This window comes from Hyalangium sp. (assembly GCF_035629615.1).
In the GTDB taxonomy this organism is placed as follows: Bacteria; Myxococcota; Myxococcia; order Myxococcales; family Myxococcaceae; genus Hyalangium.
Genome location: NZ_DASPHO010000265.1, coordinates 1 through 20,611, shown reverse-complemented (window position 1 = coordinate 20,611; position 20,611 = coordinate 1). Strand labels below are relative to the sequence as shown.

At 69.3% G+C, this 20,611-nt stretch carries 19 protein-coding genes and 1 riboswitch; of the genes, 8 read left to right on the top strand and 11 right to left on the bottom strand.

The genetic code is table 11. The annotated features are described in order from the left end of the window. Positions 1 to 3,218 (bottom strand): protein kinase domain-containing protein (locus VD972_RS13320; RefSeq protein ID WP_324986295.1); only part of this gene is annotated, 3,218 nt, incomplete at its 3' end. A 267-nt stretch (positions 3,219 to 3,485) separates the two neighbouring features. Here VD972_RS13320 and VD972_RS13315 point away from each other — a divergent pair. From VD972_RS13315 to VD972_RS13305, 3 genes are read left to right on the top strand one after another with little or no spacing between them, the layout of a single operon-like run. Then, on the top strand, positions 3,486 to 4,640 hold the full coding sequence (locus VD972_RS13315) for a protoglobin domain-containing protein (protein ID WP_324986292.1): 1,155 nt from the start codon (positions 3,486 to 3,488) through the stop codon (positions 4,638 to 4,640). A gap of 10 nt (positions 4,641 to 4,650) precedes the next feature. Then, on the top strand, positions 4,651 to 5,361 hold the full coding sequence (locus tag VD972_RS13310) for a response regulator (RefSeq protein ID WP_324986289.1): 711 nt from the start codon (positions 4,651 to 4,653) through the stop codon (positions 5,359 to 5,361). Further along, positions 5,358 to 6,479, top strand: a complete 1,122-nt coding sequence (locus tag VD972_RS13305) for a sensor histidine kinase (protein ID WP_324986286.1) — start codon at positions 5,358 to 5,360, stop codon at positions 6,477 to 6,479. The genes VD972_RS13310 and VD972_RS13305 overlap by 4 nt, the downstream gene beginning before the upstream one ends. Before the next feature lie 33 nt (positions 6,480 to 6,512). Here VD972_RS13305 and VD972_RS13300 read toward each other — a convergent pair whose 3' ends face one another. The 5 genes from VD972_RS13300 to VD972_RS13280 form a co-directional block, all read right to left on the bottom strand. Beyond that, positions 6,513 to 6,659 carry a hypothetical protein gene (locus VD972_RS13300; protein WP_324986282.1) on the bottom strand — a complete coding sequence of 49 codons (147 nt, stop codon included), beginning with the start codon at positions 6,657 to 6,659 and terminating at the stop codon, positions 6,513 to 6,515. Between the two features lie 57 nt (positions 6,660 to 6,716). After that, entirely contained in the window at positions 6,717 to 8,126 is a 1,410-nt protein-coding gene (locus VD972_RS13295) for a sigma-54 dependent transcriptional regulator (RefSeq protein WP_324986281.1), read from the bottom strand. An 87-nt stretch (positions 8,127 to 8,213) separates the two neighbouring features. Next, positions 8,214 to 9,617 (bottom strand): SLC13 family permease, encoded by a 1,404-nt coding sequence (locus VD972_RS13290; protein ID WP_324986278.1) that lies wholly within the window; start codon positions 9,615 to 9,617, stop codon positions 8,214 to 8,216. A 3-nt stretch (positions 9,618 to 9,620) separates the two neighbouring features. After that, the gene (locus VD972_RS13285) at positions 9,621 to 10,967 is read right to left on the bottom strand and encodes a universal stress protein (protein ID WP_324986275.1); all 1,347 of its coding nucleotides are present in this window, start codon (positions 10,965 to 10,967) and stop codon (positions 9,621 to 9,623) included. A 27-nt stretch (positions 10,968 to 10,994) separates the two neighbouring features. Continuing rightward, complete coding sequence (locus VD972_RS13280) at positions 10,995 to 11,426, bottom strand: CBS domain-containing protein (protein WP_324986272.1); 432 nt, start codon at positions 11,424 to 11,426, stop codon at positions 10,995 to 10,997. 183 nt (positions 11,427 to 11,609) lie between these two features. Next, a riboswitch (TPP riboswitch) is annotated at positions 11,610 to 11,719 on the top strand. Positions 11,720 to 11,758: 39 nt separating this feature from the next. Here VD972_RS13280 and thiC point away from each other — a divergent pair. The 4 genes from thiC to VD972_RS13260 all read left to right on the top strand — a co-directional run bounded on the left by thiC (position 11,759) and on the right by VD972_RS13260 (position 14,840). Next, positions 11,759 to 13,549, top strand: coding sequence for a phosphomethylpyrimidine synthase ThiC (thiC, locus tag VD972_RS13275; RefSeq protein ID WP_349256550.1), 1,791 nt, complete (start codon positions 11,759 to 11,761; stop codon positions 13,547 to 13,549). A 146-nt stretch (positions 13,550 to 13,695) separates the two neighbouring features. Beyond that, a complete protein-coding gene (locus VD972_RS13270; protein WP_324986269.1) occupies positions 13,696 to 14,064 on the top strand; it encodes a DUF4870 domain-containing protein in 369 nt (122 codons plus the stop codon). A 28-nt stretch (positions 14,065 to 14,092) separates the two neighbouring features. Continuing rightward, on the top strand, positions 14,093 to 14,446 hold the full coding sequence (locus VD972_RS13265; protein WP_324986266.1) for a DUF2752 domain-containing protein: 354 nt from the start codon (positions 14,093 to 14,095) through the stop codon (positions 14,444 to 14,446). Positions 14,447 to 14,453: 7 nt separating this feature from the next. Then, positions 14,454 to 14,840, top strand: a complete 387-nt coding sequence (locus tag VD972_RS13260) for a hypothetical protein (protein WP_324986263.1) — start codon at positions 14,454 to 14,456, stop codon at positions 14,838 to 14,840. A 9-nt stretch (positions 14,841 to 14,849) separates the two neighbouring features. Here VD972_RS13260 and moaA read toward each other — a convergent pair whose 3' ends face one another. From moaA to VD972_RS13235, 5 genes are all read right to left on the bottom strand, one after another. Beyond that, on the bottom strand, positions 14,850 to 15,863 hold the full coding sequence (gene moaA / locus VD972_RS13255) for a GTP 3',8-cyclase MoaA (protein ID WP_324986261.1): 1,014 nt from the start codon (positions 15,861 to 15,863) through the stop codon (positions 14,850 to 14,852). Between the two features lie 72 nt (positions 15,864 to 15,935). Beyond that, positions 15,936 to 17,162, bottom strand: coding sequence for an HD-GYP domain-containing protein (locus VD972_RS13250; protein ID WP_324986258.1), 1,227 nt, complete (start codon positions 17,160 to 17,162; stop codon positions 15,936 to 15,938). 108 nt (positions 17,163 to 17,270) lie between these two features. Continuing rightward, on the bottom strand, positions 17,271 to 18,389 hold the full coding sequence (gene thiO, locus VD972_RS13245; protein ID WP_324986255.1) for a glycine oxidase ThiO: 1,119 nt from the start codon (positions 18,387 to 18,389) through the stop codon (positions 17,271 to 17,273). Between the two features lie 127 nt (positions 18,390 to 18,516). Then, positions 18,517 to 19,926: a serine/threonine-protein kinase gene (locus VD972_RS13240; protein WP_324986251.1), complete on the bottom strand. Its 1,410-nt coding sequence runs from the start codon at positions 19,924 to 19,926 to the stop codon at positions 18,517 to 18,519. Between the two features lie 69 nt (positions 19,927 to 19,995). Further along, positions 19,996 to 20,211: a hypothetical protein gene (locus VD972_RS13235; protein WP_324986248.1), complete on the bottom strand. Its 216-nt coding sequence runs from the start codon at positions 20,209 to 20,211 to the stop codon at positions 19,996 to 19,998. A gap of 29 nt (positions 20,212 to 20,240) precedes the next feature. Here VD972_RS13235 and VD972_RS13230 point away from each other — a divergent pair. Further along, positions 20,241 to 20,611 (top strand): hypothetical protein (locus tag VD972_RS13230; RefSeq protein ID WP_324986245.1); only part of this gene is annotated, 371 nt, incomplete at its 3' end.

Here is a 20,611-nt window from a genome sequence, read left to right as displayed (position 1 = left end):
TGCTCCCGCTCGGGCGAGCTCTCCGCCGAGCGCTCCCAGAGTGTGAGGTGCACCTCGTTCATCGCGATGATGCCCGGGTACAGGAAGAACGTGACGGGCTTGATGGACTTCAGCACCTGGAGCGTCTGCGTGGCCATGCGGCGTGCCTGCTCGAGGTTGCCCTGGCGCAGCCAGGCCAGCCCGAGCGTGCCGTAGAGCACGATCTTCTCCGCGGCCTCGACGTGCGCCTCGATGCGGGGAACCTCCGAGACCACCGTGACGATGGCCTCGGAAGAGCGCCCGAGCCGCACCATGGGCCCCAAGCGCATGACGGGGCCCCAGAGCTGGGTCTGGGTGGCGCCGCGCCGCTGCGCCGAGTGCTCCAGCCGCTCCACCAGCTCGAGGGCACGCCGGTACCGTCCGCGGCACGTGTTCGCGCAGGCGAGGATCGCGCTGGTCTCCTCCGTCAGCCGGTAGTCACCCAGGCTGCTGGAGGTGGCGATGGAGCGGTTCCCCCAGCCCTCCAGCTCCTCCCAGCGGGCCTGGCCGATCCCGCTGGCCGCGCTCCTGGACAGCACATAGGCCACATCGATGGGCGTGCCCACTTGCGCGGCCATCTCCTGGGCCCGGCGCATCCAGATCTCGGCAATCGGGCGCGTGGGAGGGAGGCTGAAGGCCACCACCGACATCAAGGCATAGCCCCGCGCCAGGGTGGGCGAGGGGCCCAGGGGCTCACAGGCGTTGAGCGTCCGCAGGCCTGCCCAGGTCAGGCGCGGCATGTCCTGCGTATAGATGTACATGTCCGTGAGCCGCAGCAGGATGTGCCCGGCCTCGGCCTGAGGCTTCACCCGCTCGGCCCCATGGACCTCGAAGGCCTCTGGGACCGTGGCCTGGGCCACGCGCTGGAAGATCTGGCCCAGCACGCCCGCGCCCCAGCCCGCGGAGGAGGAGGGGACTGTCCAGCCAAAGTGCCGCAGGGCGCGCTCGGCATGCGTGCGGAACTTGTCCAACAGGCCCAGCTGGAAGAAGGCATCCGCCAGCAGCGCCTCGAGGTGGCCAAGCCGCGCGCGCTTCTCGTGCGTCAGGGACTGGCTCTCGGCTCCGGGGGGGGCCAGCAGCACCAGGGCTCGCTCCAGGTGGGGGATGGCCTCGCGGCAGGCGTAGGCCGCCAGCGCCTGCTCGCCGGCCTTCTGCGTGGCGTGGAGCTCCTTGTCCGGGTCGCCCGCCTTGCCCCAGTGGAACGCGAGCGCCACCAGCCAGTCGGGGGACTCCGGGTATGCCGCCTCGATGGCGCCAGCGGCCTGGCGGTGCAGGAGCTGCTCGGTGCGCGGCGGGAGATCGGCGAGCACTCCCTCGCGCAGCTTGTCGTGCGCGAAGCGCCACTGCCCTTCGGAGAAGTCCAGCACCGCGGCGCTCGCACACTCAGACAGGAAGGCGTCCATGCGCACGGTGGGAGCGCACAAGCTCAGCACCTTGGGATCGATCCGGCGCCCGATGACCGCAGAGAGCTGAAGCAGCGCGGCCGCCGACTGTGGGAGCTTTGCCAGCCGGCGTTGGACGATCTGCTTCACGCCGCCCGGGAAGACCTTGGCTGGCAGCGGAGCACTGCCGATCCTCGCCAGCTGGCCGCTCTCGTCCGCCAGCGCCCGGACCACCTCCACGAGGAAGAAGGGGTTGCCCTCCGTCTCCCGCCGCAGCATCTCCACGATCTGGGGCGAGCGTCCCGCGGCGCCAATCATCGACTCGGTGAGCACGGCGATGGCGGCCTCGCCCAGCCGGGGCAGCCGCAGCACCTCGGCCACCGGCAGCAGGCCTGGCAGATCGGGGCGCTCGTCGTCCCGGTAGCTGGCGAGGATGAGCAGCGGCAGCGTCTGGGCCAGGGCCGAGATGCGATCGAGCAGGCGCAGCGACTCGTCGTGCGCCCAGTGCAGATCCTCCAGGATCAGCACCGTGGGCTGGGGCACCCGCCGGAACAGATCCTCCACCACCGCGAACAGGCGCGCCTGCGCCATCTCGGGATCCAGCTCGACGAGGGCGGGCAAGGGCCGTCCGAGCAGCGCCTCGATGTCCTCCACCAGCGGCCGGAGGACGCCCGCCTCGAAGGCGGTCGGCTCGGCCAGCAGCACCAGCCAGCGCAGCACCGAGCGCCACTCCTGGTAGGGGCTGCCGCCGCCGCTGACGGCCTGGCCGCGCACGGCCACCGCGCCCCGCACCAGAGCCAGGGTGCGCACCTCGTCCAGCAGCCGGGACTTGCCTACGCCGCTCTCACCGCCCACCAGCCACGCGCTCCCCTTGCCATGCAGCGCGTGGTCGAGCACCTCCTCGAAGCGCGCCAGCTCGCGCTCGCGGCCCACGAAGCGCGCCGCCTGCAGGAAGCTCTCGCGCGTGGCCGAGGTCTCGGTGACGACCTGGTGGCCGGTGGCCTCGGTCAGCGCGCTCAGGGCCTCCTCGGCGCTGCGATAGCGCTCGCGCGGATCCGGAGCGCTCAGCTTGCGCAGGACGAGGCCCAGCGCGCTCTCCTCGAAGCCCGCGGGCAGACCCTTGGGCCCCGCGAAGAGCCGGTAGGCGATCATGCCCAGGCTGAACAGATCCGAGGCCGCCGAGGCCGAGTGCCCCTCGAAGAGCTCCGGCGCCACGAAGCCGGGCGTGCCCACCATGCCCTGGGCGTCGGGCCGCTCGCGGGCGATGGCCAGGCCGAAGTCGAGCACCTTCACCTGGCCGTCCACGACGAGCACGTTGGCCGGCTTGAGATCGCGGTGGATGACGCCCCACCGGTGCATGTAGGCCAGCGCCTGGAGCACCTGTGCCAGCAGGCCCACGCGCACCTCGTGGGGCTGCTCCTTCCCCGCCTCGGTGATGGTCCGCGCTCCCTTGAGCAGATCCATCGTGTAGTAGGGGCGCGCCTGATCGTCGAACCCGTAGTCGAGGACGCTGATGACGTGCGGGTGGTGCAGGGAGGTGAGGACCTTGAACTCGTCCGCCAGCCCGAGGGCGATCTCCGGGTGCGCTGTCTTCGAGCCGATGCTGCGGGTGGCGTCCTCGGCCAGCTCCTCCACCGAGCGATGGAGCCGCTTCAGCGCCACGACGCCCGCGAGCCGATCCCGCGCGAGGTAGACCGTCCCCATTCCACCCCGGCCGACAACCTCCAGGACCTGGTAGCGCCGCCCCAGCACCTCGGCGGTGGCAAGGAGCGGAGGGGTGGAGTCTCCCATCTGGCTCCCTTGCACAGCTGCATTCATGGAGTTCATCTATCACGTCTTACAGGGCTCGCAGAGCTTGACGCGGGACGGCGCGCAGCGGTTGCGGCGCACGGCAGGCCCTCCGCAAAGCTTGCGTGCAGCGCTGAGCGCCCACCGAGGGCAGAAGCTGGCGTGCGCTTTGCTGCTGCAGGAGCACGGCGTGGGGTTGTTCTCCGTGGACGGAGTTTTACAGGGTCACCTGCCTCGTCTGGGCCGGCGAGGGAAGGAACTGTCTGGGGCTCCGGCTGGCGTTAGTCTCCAGCGCGTATGGCGGAAACCTTGTTCGAGGAGCTGAAAAGGTATGTGGGCTTCAGCCCGGGGGATGAGCAGGCGCTGCTCTCCCTCCATGCTGTGACGCGCGGCCACTTCTCGCGCATCGCCGAGGTGTTCTACGCCCGCATCCTCCAGCATGAGGGCGCCCGCACGGCGCTCGAGGGAGGGGAGAGCCAGGTGGGCCACCTCAAGGGCACCCTTCAGATCTGGATGGATCAGCTCCTTCGGGGGCCTTGGGACGAGTCCTACTACGATCTGCGCTGCCGCATCGGGCGCATGCACGTCCGCATCGCGCTGCCCCAGCACTACATGTTTGGAGCTATGAACGTGCTGCGCCAGGAGTTCAACGAGCTCATCGACAGCCACTACTGGGAGCAACCGAAGGAGCTGGCAGTGGTCCGCAAGGCGCTGTCGAAGATCCTCGATCTGGAGCTGGCCATCATGCTCCACACGTACCGCGAGGATCTGCTCGCTCAGCAGGCGCGCAACGAGCGGCTGTCCACCTTCGGCCAGCTCGTGGGCTCGATTGGCCACGAGCTGCGCAACCCGCTGGGCGTGATCGAGACCTCGCTCTTCATCCTCAAGGGCCGCCCGGGAGAGAAGGACGAGCGTACGGCCAAGCACCTGGATCGCATCGGCGAGCAGGTCGCCATCGCCAACCGGATTGTCTCGGATCTGCTGGACATGATCCGGGACAGGCCGCTGAAGCACGAGCCGGTGCGGCTCGAGGAGGTGTGGCGCAGCGCGGTCTCCGCCGTTCCGCTTTCCCCGCGGGTGGTGGTGAGTGCGCGGGGACTGGCAGAGCTGCCCGCGGTGTTGGGAGATCCCAACCAGCTCCGGCAGGTCTTCCTCAACCTCCTGGAGAATGCCGTCCAGGCGATGGGGGAGGGCGGGACGGTGGAGCTGACAGCCAAGGCCATGCCGGGCGCGGTGGAGCTCGCCCTCGAGGACTCCGGGCCGGGGGTGAGCGAGGGCATCCGCCGGAGACTCTTCGAGCCGTTGATGACCACCAAGACGCGCGGCATCGGCCTGGGGCTGCCGCTCGTCAAGCGCATCCTGGAGCGCCATGGCGGCTCCATTGTCTACGCTCCTCGTCCCGAGAGTGGGGCGGGCGCGCGCTTCCTGCTCCGGCTTCCCATCGTGTCCTAGAGAGAGCTTCATGCGTCACTACCTTCTGCTCGATGACAACCGGGCCTTCGCGGAGAACCTCGCCGAGATCCTCCGGGACTCGGGGGACTCGGCCACCGTGGTGACGGAGGGCGTCGAGGCGCTCGCGCTGGCGAAGACCCGGCGCTTCGACGTGCTCCTCACCGACATGAAGATGCCGGGCATGAACGGCGCGGCCGCCGTGCACCACATCCGCCGGGAGGATCCGGGGATTGCCGCCGTGGTCATCACCGCCTACCCGGGAGTGAACGACCTGGAGGCGGCGCGGCGCGAGGGGCTGCTGGCGGTGCTGCCCAAGCCGGTGCCGCTGCAGACGCTGATGGAGCTGCTGTCGAGCGCGAAGCGAGATGGGCTCGTGGCCCTGTTGGAGGACGATCCCTCGCTGGCGGACAACCTGAGCGAGGTGCTGCGCGCGCAGGGCTTCTCCTGCGCGACGGCCCAATCGGTGCTGGAGGCGGACCGGCTCTCCATGGTGAAGCCCTTCGCCGCGCTGGTGGACCTGCGCCTGCCTGGCGGCCCCGACGGCGAGGCGCTGAGCCGGCTGAGAGCCCGCTTCCCGGAGCTGCCCATCTTCGTCATCACCGCCTACCCGGAGCTGGCCCCCCTGCATGAAGCCAGCTGGGTCTTCGCCAAGCCCTTTGACACCGCGGCCCTCCTGGCGGCGCTGGAGCAGGCGCACCTCTCGCGCCTGTCCGCGGCATGATCTCCGCCGCCCGCCGCCCGCGTGTCCTCGTGGTGGACGACAACGTGGCCTTCCTCGACAACCTCCAGGAGCTGCTGAGTGACGCGGGCTATGACGTCAGTATCGCGGCTACCTGCCAGGCCGCGCGCGAGCGCGCGAAGGGAGGCTTTGACCTGGCGCTGGTGGATCTGCGCCTGCCGGACGGGGATGGCACCGTGCTGGCCGCCGAGCTGAAGGGGGGATCTCCTGAGTCCGAGGTGGTGCTGCTCACCGGCTTCGCCACGCTGGAGACGGCGATGGCGGCGGTGCGGGCGGGGGCCTGCGCCTACCTGATGAAGCCCTGCGCCCCGCAGGAGCTGCTGCTCACCCTGGAGCAGGCCATGCGGCAGGTGCGGCTGCAGGCGGAGAAGCGCGAGCTGGCACGCCGCGCCCAGGTGACGGAGAAGCTGGCGGCGGTGGGGACGATGACTGCGGGGCTCTCGCACGAGATCCGCAACCCCCTGAACGCGGCGGCGCTGCAGCTGTCCGTGCTGGAGCGGCGGGTGCGCAAGCTCGCGGAGGAGCAGCAGGTCCCGTTGCTCGAGCCGCTGAGCCTGGTGCGCGACGAGATCCGCCGGCTGGATCACATCCTGGAGGACTTCCTCCAGTTCGCGCGGCCTCGCGAGTTCAAGCCGGAGCGCGTGGAGGTGGAGCCGCTGCTGCGCCGGGTGGTGGATCTGCTGGCGGGGCAGGCAGAGTCGCGCAAGGTGCGGCTCGAGGTGACGATCCCCAGCCCCTCGTTCCAGGTGTCTGCTGAGGAGGAGCGGCTGCGCCAGGTGCTGATCAACCTGGCACTCAACGCCGTGGACGCGACACCCGAGGGAGGTGTGGTCCACGTCTCCGGGGGGGAGGATGACCGGGGAGTCTGGGTGATGGTGGATGACTCGGGGCCAGGGATCCCCGTGGCGCTCCGGGATCGCATCTTCGAGCCCTTCTTCACCACGAAGGCCCAGGGCTCGGGCCTGGGGCTCTCCATTGCGCATTCCATCATGGTGCAGCACGGGGGGGCGCTGGAGGTGGGGGAGGTGCCCGGAGGAGGTGCCCGCTTCGTGCTGCGACTGCCCAAGGCGGCGCCCGTCCTGGCGAAACCACTGGGGTAGCCTGCCAGGTCCCCTGAGCCTGGGGGGCCCCCGCTACTTGCCGCTCTTGGCGTCCTTGCCCTGGGACTTGTCATCGGCCTTGCGGATGTCCACGCGCGAGCTCCACAGCCCAGCGCCGAGGACCACGACGAGCACGATCATCACCACCATTCCGATCAACAGCTCCGCCCAGATCCCCACAGGTCCTCCTTCTCTGGCCCAGCCGGACCTGACGGGACAGGCCGGACGCTCGGTCGATCAGCCGTCGGACTCTGAGGAAGGCTCTTCATCGGCCTCCTGTGGAGCAGACGTCTTTCCGCTGCTGTACTCCTTAAGCCGGTACTGGATCTTCCGCACGCTGATCCCGAGGATCTCCGCGGCCCGGCTGGTGGAGCCCTGCACCATCTCTAATGTTCGCAGGATGGCCTCTCGCTCGATGGTGCCCATGGAGGCCCCGGGGATGAGGTTGGTCGAGGTGGTGCCCAGCGGCCGAGGGCCTCGCAGCACGGGCGGCAGATCGTCCGTGGCCACCTCGGCACCCAGGGCCAGCACCACCGCGCGCTCGATGGCGTTCTCCAGCTCGCGGATGTTGCCCGGCCAGTCGTGGGCCAGCAGCGCCTGCAGCGTGCCCGGCGCCAGCCCCTTCACCTCCTTGCCGTAGCTCTCCCCGTACTTCTCCAGGAAGTGGCTCACCAGCGGGGGGATGTCGCTCTTGCGCTCTCGCAGCGGCGGCAGGGTGACCGAGACGACGTTGAGCCGGTAGAAGAGATCCTCGCGGAAGCGCCCTGCCTTCACCTCGGCCGTCAGGTCCCGGTGCGTGGCGGCCACGATGCGCACGTCCACCTTCAGCGTCTGCGTGCCACCCACGCGCTCGAACTCGCGCTGCTGGAGCACGCGCAGCAGCTTCACCTGCACGGAGGGAGAGATCTCGCCGATCTCGTCCAGGAAGAGGGTGCCACCATCCGCCAGCTCGAAGCGGCCTTCCTTGCGTGCCGCGGCGCCGGTGAAGGAGCCCTTCTCGTGGCCGAACAGCTCGCTCTCCAGCAGGTTCTCGGAGAGCGCCGCGCAGTGCACGCGGATGAAGGGCTTGTCCCGGCGCTGTGACTCATGGTGCAGCGCCTGGGCGATGAGCTCCTTGCCCGTGCCGGACTCGCCGAGGATGAGCACCGTGGCGCGCGTGGCGGCCGCGCGCCGGATCACGTCGTAGACGCCCTGCAGCTGAGGCGAGTCACCGATGATGTTGTGGAAGCGGGAGCGCTGGCGCACCTGCTCCCGCAGGGACTCGGCCTCCCGGCGCAGGCTGCGCTTCTCCAGCGCCTTGCCCAGGATGACGAGCACCGTGTCCGCGTTCAGCGGCTTGAGGAGGTAGTTGTCAGCGCCTGCCCGCATGGCCTCGACGGCGGTCTCCACGCTGGCGAAGGCCGTCATCATCACGAAGGTGGTGTCCGAGCCCAGCTCTCGTGCCTTCTTGAGCAGGGTGAGCCCATCCATCTGCGGCATGCGCACGTCCGACAGCACCACCGCGGGAGAGAACTCCGCGATGCGCGCGAGCGCGTCCACGCCATTGGAGGCCTCGGAGACCTCATAGCCCTCTTCGCCAAGGATGGTGACGATGGCGCGGCGGGCGTTGTCCTCATCGTCGACAACCAGGATGCGTTCAGCTGGCATGGGAGCTCACACTAGCAGGCCGCCTCGAGTGAGAGGGGCTGACGGCGCGGACCGGAGAGGCCGCGGCAGGGGTTGGGTGAAGGGCAGTCATGGCAGTCCGAAGAGGCGAAGGACCCAGGCGCCGGTGAGGGCGACCACCCCGCAGCCCAGCACCATCAGCGGCAGGCCCAGGCGCAGCAGGTCCGAGGAGTCCACTCCCCCCTCTCGGGCGACCATGGCGTTGGGCGGGGTGCTGATGACGAAGGGGATGCCAAAGGAGCAGCCCACGGCCACGAGGATGGGCATGGAGGCGGAGGGGAAGAGCTGGACGGAGATGGGGATCAGGAGCGCCGCCGTCCCGGTGTTGCTCATGAGCGCCGCGAGCAACGCCGCCAGGCTCACGAGCAGCCCCACCTGGGCCAGCTGGGGCCAGGCGCTCCAGTCCACCCCGCCCAGCGCCGTGGCCACCACGCCCGAGCGCTCCACCAGCCGCCCCAGGGAGATGCCCCCGGCGATGAGGAGGAGGGTGGACCAGTCCAGCTTGCCCAGATCCTCGCGCCGCAGCAGGCCCGAGCCGAACAGGGCCACCACGGCCCCCAGCGCCACCAGGGGCGCGGGCAGTCCGTGCAGGGGCTCGGTGAGCCACAGGGTGGCGCAGGCCGCGAAGACACCCAGCACCCAGTGCGCGCGAGCGTCCAGCTTGCGGGGGATCGCGGCGGGCAGCTCGAACCGGCCGCGAACCCGGTAGCCCACCACCAGGAGCAGGAAGCCCACCAGGAGCATGAGCGCGGTGAGGGGCAGGGCGAAGGCCATCCACTGGACGAATGTCACATGGGCGTAGGGCGTGGCCGCGGAGATGGCAATGGCGTTGGGGCCGGAGCCTACCGGCGTGGCCATGCCTCCGAAGTTCGCCCCCAGCGCGACGGACAGCAGCAGGGCCCGTCGCAGGGCGGTGTCCTGGGAGGACTGGATCAGCGGCCGGAGGGAGGTGAGCATCATCGCCGCGGCGGCGATGTTCGACATCCACATGGACAGGAAGGCCACCCCGGCGATGACGAGCAGCATCAGCAGGCGCCGGCTCCCGCGCGCCAGCCTCACCACGTGCTGCGCGACCGCGGAGTCCAGGCCATGCCGCGAGGCGGCCACCTCCAGCGTGAAGCCGCCCAGGAAGAGCGCGAGCACCGGATCCGCGCACCACGAGAACACCGCGGGGAGCGTGTAGCCAGGGTCCAGCGGGCCCAGCAGCGCGGCCGTGGCCCCGAGCAGCAGCAGCGTGGGGACGAAGGGGGGCACCAGCTCGGTGAGCCACAGCGTCAGGCACACCCCGGCGATCACGATCGAGCGCGCGACGATGGGGCTGTCCACCCCCAGCCATGCCACCAGGAGGCTCGCGCTCACTCCGGCCAGGGCCACGGCGGGGCGTACCCAGCGTCTCGGGTGGGAGCCCTTGGGGGCGGGGACCTCAGGTGCCGGGAGCTCCTCCCGGATCGCCTGGGTGATGGGGGGGCTCATGCGTCACTCGTCTCGCGGGGGGCGGACCATGAACATCGGCCGTGTCCCGTTCATCAGCACTTCCTGGGCCACCGAGCCGGCCAGGGCGCGCGTCAGCCCCGAGTGCCCATGGGTGGCCAGGCAGATGACATCGCAGTCCAGCCGCTCGGCGGCCTGGCAGATGGCCTCGGAGACCTTGCGGCCGGTGACGAGCTCGATGCGCGTGGTGATGCCGCGCGCGGTGGCCTCGGGCGGGATGAGGGCGCGCAGCTCCGCGGTGAGCTGCTCCCGATCGGCGCGCTCTTGGGACGAGGAGGGCTCTGGCAGCGCAGCGCCCACCAGCGGCACAGCCGCGGGTGGGGTGAGGGCGTGGAGCAGGTACACGGTGCCGCCGGCAGGGGCCAGGGAGTAGGCATAGCGCACGGCGCTGGAGCCCAGCTCGGACAGGTCCGTGGGGGCCAGCACCCGGCGCAGGTGGGGGATGGCCCGCGTGGTAGCGGCGCTGGCGGGCACGCAGAGGACGGAGGTGGGCGCATCATGCAGCACGCTCTGTGAGACGGAGCCGTGCCACCACCGGCTCATGCCCGTGCGCTGGTGCGTCCCCACGACCACCAGATCCACGGCCTCCTTGCGCGCCAGGTGGATCAGCGCCTCCGACGGGCGCCCGAGGCCAGGCTCGAGGTGCACCCACACGGAGCCGCTGCCCGGCATGTCCCCCATCCGCGCCGTGAGATCCCGCCGGAGCGCCTGCTCGGCCTCGGGCGTCACCTCTGCCTCCGGAGAGAGCGGCAGGCCATAGCGCACATGTGCGTCCGCGCCCCAGTAGTGGTGGGCGGCGATCACCTCGCAGGGGCCCAGCGCCCTCATGCGCCGCACCCACGCCACCGCGGCATCCGAGGGCACCGAGAAGTTCAACCCGAGCAGCAGCCGCAGCGACCGCTCTCCGCGTGCCCAGGCCTCGAGGGGCTGCGGCGCGCGCAGCACGAGCACCGGGCAGCGTGCCGCCTGGACCACGCGATCCGTCACGCTGCCGATGCGCCAGCGAGGCGCCCGCTGCCCGTGGTGGGTGAGGATGATGAGCGAGGCATGGACCTGGGAGGCCAGCTCGACGAGCACCTCGTCCGGGGCGCCTTCCAGCAGGTGGATCTTCAGGTCGACCCCGCGGCGGCGCAGCTCCGTGGCCTGCTGCTCCAGGCGAGCAGTGGCCTCGCGCTTCATCGCCTCGACGAGGGAGGCCGAGCTCCCGGCGCTCCCGTACTCGATCACATGCACCAGGTGGAGCGCCTCGCCCGTGCGGTGGGCGAGTGCGGCCGCGGCGAGTGCGGCCACGGTGGCGTGTTCCGAGAAGTCCGTTCCGAAGACGATCGCCATGGGGCTCCTGCCTTTCGCGGTTCAGCCTCACTCTTCGTACGAGGCCGCCTCACTCAGCCGGTCCAGATCGCCGATGAGCTCCTGGGCATAGCGCACCAGATCGGCCTCCGTGAGGATTCCCAGGAGGGCGTTGCCCTCGCCGAGGACGGGCAGGCAGCCGATCTTGTTGTCCAGCATCACCTTCACGGCCTCTCGCAGGGACATGTCCGGATGCACCGTTCGCATCTCCCGGGTCATGATGTCGGCTGCCCAGATGGGATGCTTGGACGGATCCGGACACTTGAGGCCCGTGGCCTTCAGCAGATCGCGATGGGTGATGAGGCCTACGAGCTTGCCCTCACGGACCACTGGCAGGTGCCGGATGCGGTGCAGGCGGAGCAGCTCGTCCGCGACCGCGAGGTTCTGGGTCTCTTTGAGGGTCACCAGGTCCCGGGTCATCAGCTCGCCGACGGTTTTCATGGATGAAGGGGCTCCAAGCGAAGAAGGTCTGATGGCCCGCAGTGCACATTCGGGTCCAACCTATGGTGTCTCCCAGGGACGGTGGGGCTGCTCACCAGGGGGCGCAAGCGTTGCGCTTCTGCCTGCTATCCCGCAGATCCTGCGTCACGGGTTGAAGGAGCTGCCTCTGTGCGGTAGACAGCCGCCCGTCGCTAGGGGTGCCCCTCGGAGGGGCTGAGACGGCCGTGGTATCGGCCGGACCCTTGGAACCTGAACCGGGTCATACCGGCGGAGGGAAGCGGCGGGCGCTTCGCCTCTTGCCTGCCTCCCGTTCCGCCACCAGGAGGAGTCAGATGAGCGGAGCGTCGAGGAGTCTCAAGGTCGATGGCAAGGTGCTCGAGGGGATGACCCAGGGCCCGCTTCCCGCCTCACGCAAGGTGTATGTCCCGGGTGAGCGGTACCCGGAGCTGCGCGTGCCCATGCGCGAGATCAGCCAGACGCCCACGCGTCATGGCCAGGGTCCGGAGGCGCAGCTCACCCCCAACCCGCCGGTCTTCGTCTATGACTCCAGCGGCCCGTACACGGATCCCCAGGCGTACATCGAGCTGAGGCAGGGCCTTGCTCCCCTCCGCGCTGGCTGGATCGCGGCCCGGGGGGATACCGAGGAGCTGGCCGGCATCACCTCCGAGTACGGCCGCGCCCGCGAGGCGGACCCCCGCCTGGCCGGGCTGCGCTTCTCCCACCGCCGCAAGCCGCGAGTGGCGAAGCGGGGCGCCAACGTCTCGCAGCTGCACTACGCGCGCAAGGGCCTCATCACCCCGGAGATGGAGTTCGTGGCGGTGCGGGAGAACCTGAAGGTGGAGGCGGCGCTCGCGGCGCAGCACCCGGGCCACTCGTGGGGCGCGGCGATCCCCCGGAAGATCACGCCGGAGTTCGTCCGGGACGAGGTGGCCCGCGGCCGCGCCATCATCCCGGCCAACATCAACCACCCGGAGCTGGAGCCGATGATCATCGGCCGCAACTTCATGGTGAAGATCAACGCCAACATCGGCAACTCCGCCGTCAGCTCCTCCATCGAGGAGGAGGTGGAGAAGATGGTGTGGTCCCTCCGGTGGGGCGCGGACACGGTGATGGACCTGTCCACGGGCCGCAACATCCACGAGACGCGCGAGTGGATCCTCCGCAACGCGCCGGTGCCCATCGGCACGGTGCCCATCTACCAGGCGCTGGAGAAGGTGGGCGGCAAGGCCGAGGCGCTCACCTGGGACATCTACCGGGACACGCTCATCGAGCAGTGCGAGCAGGGCGTGGACTACTTCACCATCCACGCGGGCGTGCGGCTGGCCTACATCCCCCTGACGGCGAAGCGGCTCACGGGGATCGTCAGCCGGGGTGGCTCCATCCTGGCGAAGTGGTGCCTGGCCCACCACCAGGAGAACTTCCTCTACACGCACTTCGAGGAGATCTGCGAGCTCCTGAAGGCGTACGACGTCAGCTTCAGTCTGGGTGACGGCCTGCGTCCGGGCTCGATCGCGGACGCCAATGACGCGGCCCAGTTCGGCGAGCTGGAGACGCTGGGCGAGCTGACGAAGATCGCCTGGAAGCACGACGTGCAGGTGATGATCGAGGGGCCGGGGCACGTGCCCATGCACCTTATCCAGGAGAACATGACGAAGCAGCTCGCCGTGTGCCACGAGGCGCCCTTCTACACGCTGGGGCCGCTGACGACGGACATCGCCCCGGGATACGACCACTTCACCAGCGGGATCGGCGCGGCGATGATCGGGTGGTTCGGCACGGCGATGCTCTGCTACGTCACCCCCAAGGAGCACCTGGGGCTGCCGAACCGGGAGGACGTGAAGGAGGGCGTCATCACCTACAAGATCGCGGCCCACGCGGCGGATCTGGCCAAGGGGCACCCAGGCGCGCAGGCGCGAGACAACGCGCTGTCCAAGGCCCGCTTCGAGTTCCGCTGGGAGGATCAGTTCAACCTCTCGCTGGATCCGGAGCGGGCTCGGGCCTTCCATGACGAGACGCTGCCAGCCGAGGGTGCCAAGGAAGCCCACTTCTGCTCCATGTGCGGCCCCCAGTTCTGCTCCATGAGGATCTCCCAGGAGGTGCGGGACAGCGAGCTCTCCCGTTGAGGCCCCAAGGGTCTCGGCTGGGGTTCCCAGGGGCTTCCCGGTCATGTGACCAGTCCTCGACGTGACATTTGACGTCGGCGTTGGCTAAAAGGGTGGGGCGCGGTATGCGTGCCACCGACGTCTGTCTCTTGGAGGGGGTTGTCGCAATGGATCAGCAGCAGAAGGAGTCGTCGTTCCTGACGGGCTCACCGGCGCCGAGCCAGGACGACAAGACGATGGCGCTCATCGCGCACATTGGCGGGATCATCGTACCGATCCTCGTCCCGCTCATCATCATGGTGACCAAGGGGGAGAAGTCCTCGTGGGTGAAGGCGCAGGCCGTCGAGGCGCTCAACTTCCAGATCGGGGTGTTCATCGCCTACGTCATCTGCTCGGCGCTCACCCTTTTGTGTATCGGCGCGCTCCTGTTCCCCATCGTGGGCCTCGCAGCGGTCATCATGGGGATCATGGCGGGCCTCAAGGTCAACGAGGGCGTGTCGTACCGCTACCCCTTCTCGATCCGCCTGATCAAGTAGCACCGTGGCGGGAGCTCGGGGGCAGGGCGTGGATCGAGCGCTGAATGCCGTCGTCGGACTGGCGCTCTGCCTCACGGGCGGCTTCACCGCCGCCTCCCTGGTGATCAGCTTCGTGTTCGCCCCCGCTGCGATCGCACGCGGGGAGCACCTGGCCACCCTGGGCTTGTCCCCGGCGCCGTGCCCGGGTTGCGCGATGTGCGGGATGTCTCGCGCCTTCGCCTCTTTCTCCCATGGAGACTTCGCGCGCGCCTTCGAGCTCAACCCCGGCGTGGTGGTGTTCTGGCCCCTCTTCCTCGTGATGACGCTCGCCTGCGTCTGGGGCCTCTTCCAGCTCGTCCGGCACCCGCTGCGGACGCAGAGCCCTGTGCACGCTCACCCTTAGGACATTCATGGAGAACGATCCGCCGAACCCGCCTCAGTCGCCCCCGACCTACGCCACGCGGAGCTCCGTCGGAGCGGATGCATGGGATCCCAGTGCGGGCAGTCTGGCTCCGCCGCCAGCGACGGGGTTCAAGACCGCCTCGCTGATCTTGATGTGCCTGGGTGGGGCCGTCTTCCTCCTGGGCCTCCTCCCGTGTCTCGGGTGGCTGAACTGGTTCGGTGTGCCCCTGAACGCAGCGGCGGCGCTGGTCGGGATCCTGGGGCTGGCCTCGGGGCCGAAGGGGCTGGACGGCAGCCGGGCCTACCAGGGCTACTACGTCGCCGCACTCATCGTCGGCATGGTGGGGTTCATCGGCGGCGCGATCCGCTGCACCCTCGGCGCGGGCTTGTTCTGACCGCGCAGGTCAGCCGCCAATGCCCATCATCGGCAGGAGCGTGGAGGCGTTGCCGGTCTCGGTGAAGCGGTGGCCCTCCGGCTTCTCGCCCAGGGCGCCGCGGATGGCCAGCGCCAGGTCCACATCCGAGGCGCCCCCACGAATGAGCTGATGGAGCGGCGCCTGTGCGCGCCCTCCGAGGCAGCTGCGCAGATCGCCGTTGGAGGCCACGCGCACACGGTTGCACGCGCCGCAGAAGTTCTGGGTGAGGGGAGAGATGAAGCCCACGCGGCCGGTGGGGGAGCTCCAGTAGCGCGCCGGGCCCGCGGTGGCGCTGGAGAGATCCTCCGCCTCGAGGGCCAGGGGCACGCCCGCGGCCTGGATCCGCTCGACCAGCTCCGCGGTAGGGACGGGGGTGCCCTGGCCGAAGGGCATCAGCTCGATGAAGCGGGGAGTGAGGCCGCGCTCATGGGCATAGCGGACGAGGGCGGGGGCCTCACTGTCGTTGATGCCGCGCATGACGACGACGTTGAGCTTGAGCGAGTCGTAGCCCGCCTGGGCGGCGGCGTCGATGCCTCGCAGCGTGGCGGCGAAGTCTCCCTGCTTGGAGATGCGGCGGAAGGTCTCCTCGGAGAGCGTGTCCAGGCTCATGTTGAGCTGGCTGACACCCGCCTCGCGCAGGGGGACGGCCAGGCGCTCGAGGTGGCTGGCGTTGGTGGTGATGGCCACGCGCTGCACGCCGGGGGTGGTGGCGATCCGCTGGGCGATCTCCAGGATGTCCGGTCGGATGAGGGGCTCGCCGCCGGTGAGCCGCACCCGCTGGATGCCCATGCTCGCGAAGACGGCGGCGATGCGCGCGAACTCGGCGGCGGTGAGCAGATCCTTCTTGCCCCCCCAGGAGGCGGGCGAGCAGTAGGTGCAGCGGAAGTTGCAGCGGTCGGTGATGCTCAGCCGCAGGTACGTCATCCGCCGCCCCTGGGCATCCAGGAGGGGAGGCGCGAGCGGATCTCGCAGGGGCGCGGCGGGAGCGGGCGTCGGAAGCATCACAGGTCCACCCTCTTTAACAGCCTCTGGCGCTGGGAACAGCCCCGAGCGCCTGACAGCGTTCACCGCCGCTCAGGCCACCTTGTTTCCAGAGAAAGGAGGAGAGGGGGGCGGGGTGGTAGGGGTGGGGGTAGAGGGCGTGGGCGTCAGCTCCATGTCGTCCTCCTCGGTGAGCCGCTCCAGCTCGGCCTCGGCCTCCTGGGCCTGGACCTCCACCTCGGGCGGCTTCAGCTTGCGCTCGGCCATCTCCAGCTTGATGCGGACCAGGCCCTCCTCGCCAATGTCCAGGAAGGCCCGGACCACCTCGGGATCGAACTGCGTGTTGGCGCAGCGCTTGATCTCCAGGATGGCGTTGGCGAACGTGGTGCCCTTGCGGTACGGCCGGTCGCTCGTCATCGCGTCCAGTGTGTCCGCCACCGCGAAGATGCGCGCGCCGATGTGGATCTCGTGCTTCTGGAGGCCGCGCGGGTAGCCCGCGCCGTCCCACCGCTCCTGGTGCGACAGCACGATCTGCGCCGGCGTGTCCAGGAAGGGGATGTTCTGGATCATCTGGAAGCCGATGTCCGGGTGCTTGCGCATCTCCAGCCACTCGTCCGGCGTCAGCTTGCCCGGCTTGAGCAGCACCGCGTCCGGCACGCCGATCTTCCCAATGTCGTGCAGCAGCGCCCCGCGGCCGATCTCGTCCATCTCCTTGCCGCCAATGCCCAGGCGCGTGGCGATGGCCGAGGTGTAGCTCACCACGCGCTGCGAGTGATCCGACGTCTCATGCTCGCGCGCGTCCAGGGCGGCCACCAGCGCCAGGAGCGTGTTCTGGTAGGTGTTGGCGATGTCCTTCAGCGCGGTGCGCAGCTCCGCCGTGCGATCGCGGACCTTGCGCTCCAGCTTCTTCTGGTAGCGCTTGCGCGCCATCTCGATGCGCCGCTTGGCGAGGGCTCGCTCGATGGCGCGGATGAGATCCGTGAGCTTGGGTGGCTTGAGCAGATAGTCCACCGCGCCCCGGCGCAGACAGTCCACGGCGGACTCGGTGTCGCCATAGCCCGTCAGCATGATGACCGAGGTGTCCGGGTGGCGCTCGCGGAGGTTCTCCAGGAGCCAGAGGCCATCGCGGCCCGGCATCTTCATGTCGCTGATGACGAGGGGCGTCTCGGCCTCGGTGGCCAGATCGAGCGCCATCTCGGCACCGCTGGCGACCACGCAGTTGTAGCCCTCCTCCGTGAGGAGGACGGAGATGACGTCGCGGACGGAGTCGTCGTCGTCCACGATCAGAATGCGAGGAGGGGCTGGGGGAAGGGCTTCCACGGCGGGGGATTCTAGAGGTTTCCGGGTTTCGATCGCCAATAGGTACGAGAACTTACTACCTTCCCTGCCTTCCTGGCTGCCCTCTAGTACAGGGTCAGGCAGGTTGCATCAGGCCGGAGGCCTAGCACTGAACCGGTCATACCGGAAGTGCGTGAGATCCACCGTGGGACGTTCTCCCAGAAGGCACTGCGTCATGAGTTTCGCGGTGATGGGGGCCAGGAGGATGCCGTTGCGGAAGTGTCCGGTGGCGAGGAAGAGGCCGGACAGGGGCCCGGGCCCCAGGATGGGGAGCCGATCCTCCGTGTAGGGGCGGAATCCGGCCCACATCTCCGAGACGGGGGCCTGGCCCAGGGCCGGGCACAGCTCCAGGGCCATGGCGAGGATGCGCGAGAGGCCCTCGGCCGTCACCTGCTTGTCGAAGCCGGCGAACTCCATGGTGCTGCCGGCGATGAGCCGCCCGTCGGTGCGAGGTACCAGGTAGCCCTTCTCGGAGGTGAGGATGTGGGAGGTGAGGGGCAGCCGGGTCTGGAGCTCGAGCATCTGGCCGCGAGCGGGGCGCACCACGCGGGGGTCCAAGGTGGTGCCGTGGACGAGCCCGGACCAGGAGCCGGCGGCGACGACCACGGCCCCGGCGGAGAGGAGATCGCCATCCAGGTCCACCCCCACTGTGCGTCCGTGTTCCTCCACCACGCTGCGGACGTAGCCGCTGCGGAAGGTGGCGCCTACGCGTGCGGCGGCCATGGAGAGGGCGCGGACGAGCAGGCGATTATCCACCTGGTGGTCGTCCGGGAAGTGCACGGCGGCCAGGGCCTCTGGGGAGAGCTTGGGTTCGAGCTCGCGGGCCTGCTTTCCGTCGAGCAGCTCCGCACGGAGGCCGAGGGCCTTCTGCCAAGCGGCCGTGGCGTCCAGGTGGTGGACCTCGGCGTCGGTGAAGGCGGCCTTGAGCACGCCGGAGGGGAGGTAGGCGATGTCCACGCCGGTGAGCTCGCGCAGCTCCGTGGCGAGAGCGCCGTAGAGGGCGCGGCTGCGCAGACAGAGCTCGAGGAAGGGGCCGGGGCCATCGGCCTCCATCTGGGGGCCGAGGATGCCGGCCGCGGCGCTGGAGGCCTCGGCGCCGGGGATGGAGCGCTCCAGCACGGTGACGTTCAGGCCGGCCTGGCGCAGGCGCAGGGCGATGCTGCAGCCCATGACACCGCCACCCACGATGATGACGTCTGGGAGACTCATGGGGCGGGGTTGTGCGGGTTCAGCCACGGGTTTTCAAGCCTCAAGGCCGCCCCTGGGTTTTTGATGGTGTGAGCCCTACGGTAGAGGCTCAGATCGTATCTGCTGGGTGGCTCTTGCAGCCGCTCGACTACTTCTCCCCCGTGGTGGAGGGGCGCGACGGCCCTATGAAGGGCATGAAGCACCGTTTCCTCCACTCATAGGTGGGGTCAGGACAAGGTGGGGTGGCATTTCCCACGAGGATCCAGCACCCCCCATTGATCTCAAACAGGGGGCCTTTGCACGGGGGCAGGCGCTGGCCGGGCAGAGGCTCAGGGGGAACTGCCGCGCTGACGCCCCCATGGGTGGTCGTGGGCTCCGAGGCGCTGAGCGGCTGCGCGAGAGCAGCCTCCCCCAGGCTCGAGGTGTGGCCTTTCTGAGCAGGGGCTCCCGCCGACGGAGCGCGCTCCCTCTCGTTTGTGCGAGGTGACAGGTCCAGCAGCGCATGAAGCAGGACCCCGCCACCGAGCACCAGCAATACACCCATGGCCGTGACAGTGAACCACGGCTGCCACGGCGGCACTTGGCGCGGTGGGAGGGCCGCAGCCTGCGACTCAGGGTGCTCGGGAGCTGCTCGTGGGCCGATGGTCCGGTCCGCGACACGGCCTTCCATCTTCGCCGCCAGCGCGAGACCCGCAGCCAGCTCCGTCAGGAGGGCACGGTCTTCGGGCTGCACGGAGAGCATCTGCCGGTTCCACCGGGCCAGCTCTGGGCTGAGCTGAACGAGTGCGTCCGCGGGCACCAACTCCGGGAAGCGGGAGAAGGGGTCATCCAACTCGCCCTCCGTCTCCAGCTCCTCGGCGATGAGTGGGTAGCGCCCGGTGGCGAGGCGGTAGGCGGTGACGCCCAAGGCGTACACGTCATCCGTGGCAGAGGCCTCGTAGCGAGCGGCGGGGTGGCGGCGGAACCTCCACTGGTGAAGCTGAGCCTGGGGGCTGAGGTAGTGGGGCGTGCCTGGAGGCTCGGAGCTGCGGGTGAGGACGGGAGCGCCGCGAAAGGTGCAGGAGCCGAAGTCCACCAGCACGGCGTGTCCATCCTCGGGGTGCACCAGGAAGTTGTCGCCTTTGACATCGCGATGGAGGCCCCCGGCGGCATGAACGGCCTGGAGCGCGCTGGCGGCCTGAGCCAGCACGCGCAGCACCTCACGCGAGGAGCGGGGCTGGAGGCGAGCCCAGGAGTACAGGGGCAGGCCCTCGATCCAATCCATGACGAGGAACGGGAACAGCGCGCCGCCTGGGCCGCTCCACTCGCCAGAGTCATGCAGGCGAGGCACATGCGGGTGATGGATGCGCGAGAGCAGCGCGATCTCCAGAGCGAAGCGAGGATCTCCGGGCTGAAGCGCGAGCTTGAGGGCGAACGTCCCGGCCTCAGGGTTGGCCGCGCGTTCAGCGCAGAAGACGACGCCATAGGAGCCCTGGGAGGCCAGGGCCAGCAGGCGCCACGAGCCGACGATCGAGCCAGGAGGAAGGGAGGCAGGATGGGCGGTGTGGGAAGTTTCCAAGAGGGCACCTCCAGACGCGAGTGAGGACCTGACAGGTAGGCCCATTCAACATGACTTCAGGGGTAAAGGCTACTCGGTCCGTGGGGCATCCGGAGAACCCCGGCCGAGGGGATCCCAGATGAAAGACTCGGCGGGGGTCAGCTTCAAGCTTGTGAGTCCGTGGCGGTGGACGAAGTGGGCGAAGCGCTCGGAGACGAGGATGCTGCCCTGCTCGCCTCGGGGGCGGAAGATGTCTTCGCCCTGCCAGGTGCCCGGCTCGAGGAAGAAGCCATGGATGGAGTCCACGCCGTGCGTACGCGCGTCACTTCGACGGGATGGAAGTCGAGCAGCCCGGCCAGTCCTTCCGCCCGAAAAGCCTCTGCGAAGCGCGCGGAGATGAGGAAGTCATAGCCAGAGCCCCTCACGAAGTTGCCAAAGTCCTTGCCATGGAGTTCCAACTCGACACGGTAGGGAGGGAGCCAGGTCAGCATGCCGATGGGCTCGCCGCACTGCGGGCAAAGGGGAGCGTCTCCACGGCCGACTGGATCCTGCTTGCTGAACTGGGTGTCGTAGCTGCCGTGCATGTCATCCTCGAGCACGAAGAAGCGCGGCGCTGTGCGGAGAATGCTCATGAGCCGGGTGAGAAGGGTCCCATCTTGTCCGCGTGCTCTTCCCATCCGCGCTCGCCCTTGCGGACGAAGCGCCG

Excerpts from the sequence above, each read along its gene's own strand:
- moaA (WP_324986261.1), bottom strand. The coding sequence starts at position 15,863 with ATGCTTCCGACGCCCGCTCCCGCCGCGCCCCTGCGAGATCCGCTCGCG.
- thiO (WP_324986255.1), bottom strand. The coding sequence starts at position 18,389 with ATGAGTCTCCCAGACGTCATCATCGTGGGTGGCGGTGTCATGGGCTGC.
- VD972_RS13260 (WP_324986263.1), top strand. The coding sequence starts at position 14,454 with ATGGAGAACGATCCGCCGAACCCGCCTCAGTCGCCCCCGACCTACGCC.
- VD972_RS13280 (WP_324986272.1), bottom strand. The coding sequence starts at position 11,426 with ATGAAAACCGTCGGCGAGCTGATGACCCGGGACCTGGTGACCCTCAAA.
- VD972_RS13310 (WP_324986289.1), top strand. The coding sequence starts at position 4,651 with ATGCGTCACTACCTTCTGCTCGATGACAACCGGGCCTTCGCGGAGAAC.
- VD972_RS13270 (WP_324986269.1), top strand. The coding sequence starts at position 13,696 with ATGGATCAGCAGCAGAAGGAGTCGTCGTTCCTGACGGGCTCACCGGCG.
- VD972_RS13290 (WP_324986278.1), bottom strand. The coding sequence starts at position 9,617 with ATGAGCCCCCCCATCACCCAGGCGATCCGGGAGGAGCTCCCGGCACCT.
- thiC (WP_349256550.1), top strand. The coding sequence starts at position 11,759 with ATGAGCGGAGCGTCGAGGAGTCTCAAGGTCGATGGCAAGGTGCTCGAG.
- VD972_RS13285 (WP_324986275.1), bottom strand. The coding sequence starts at position 10,967 with ATGGCGATCGTCTTCGGAACGGACTTCTCGGAACACGCCACCGTGGCC.
- VD972_RS13315 (WP_324986292.1), top strand. The coding sequence starts at position 3,486 with ATGGCGGAAACCTTGTTCGAGGAGCTGAAAAGGTATGTGGGCTTCAGC.
- VD972_RS13305 (WP_324986286.1), top strand. The coding sequence starts at position 5,358 with ATGATCTCCGCCGCCCGCCGCCCGCGTGTCCTCGTGGTGGACGACAAC.
- VD972_RS13295 (WP_324986281.1), bottom strand. The coding sequence starts at position 8,126 with ATGCCAGCTGAACGCATCCTGGTTGTCGACGATGAGGACAACGCCCGC.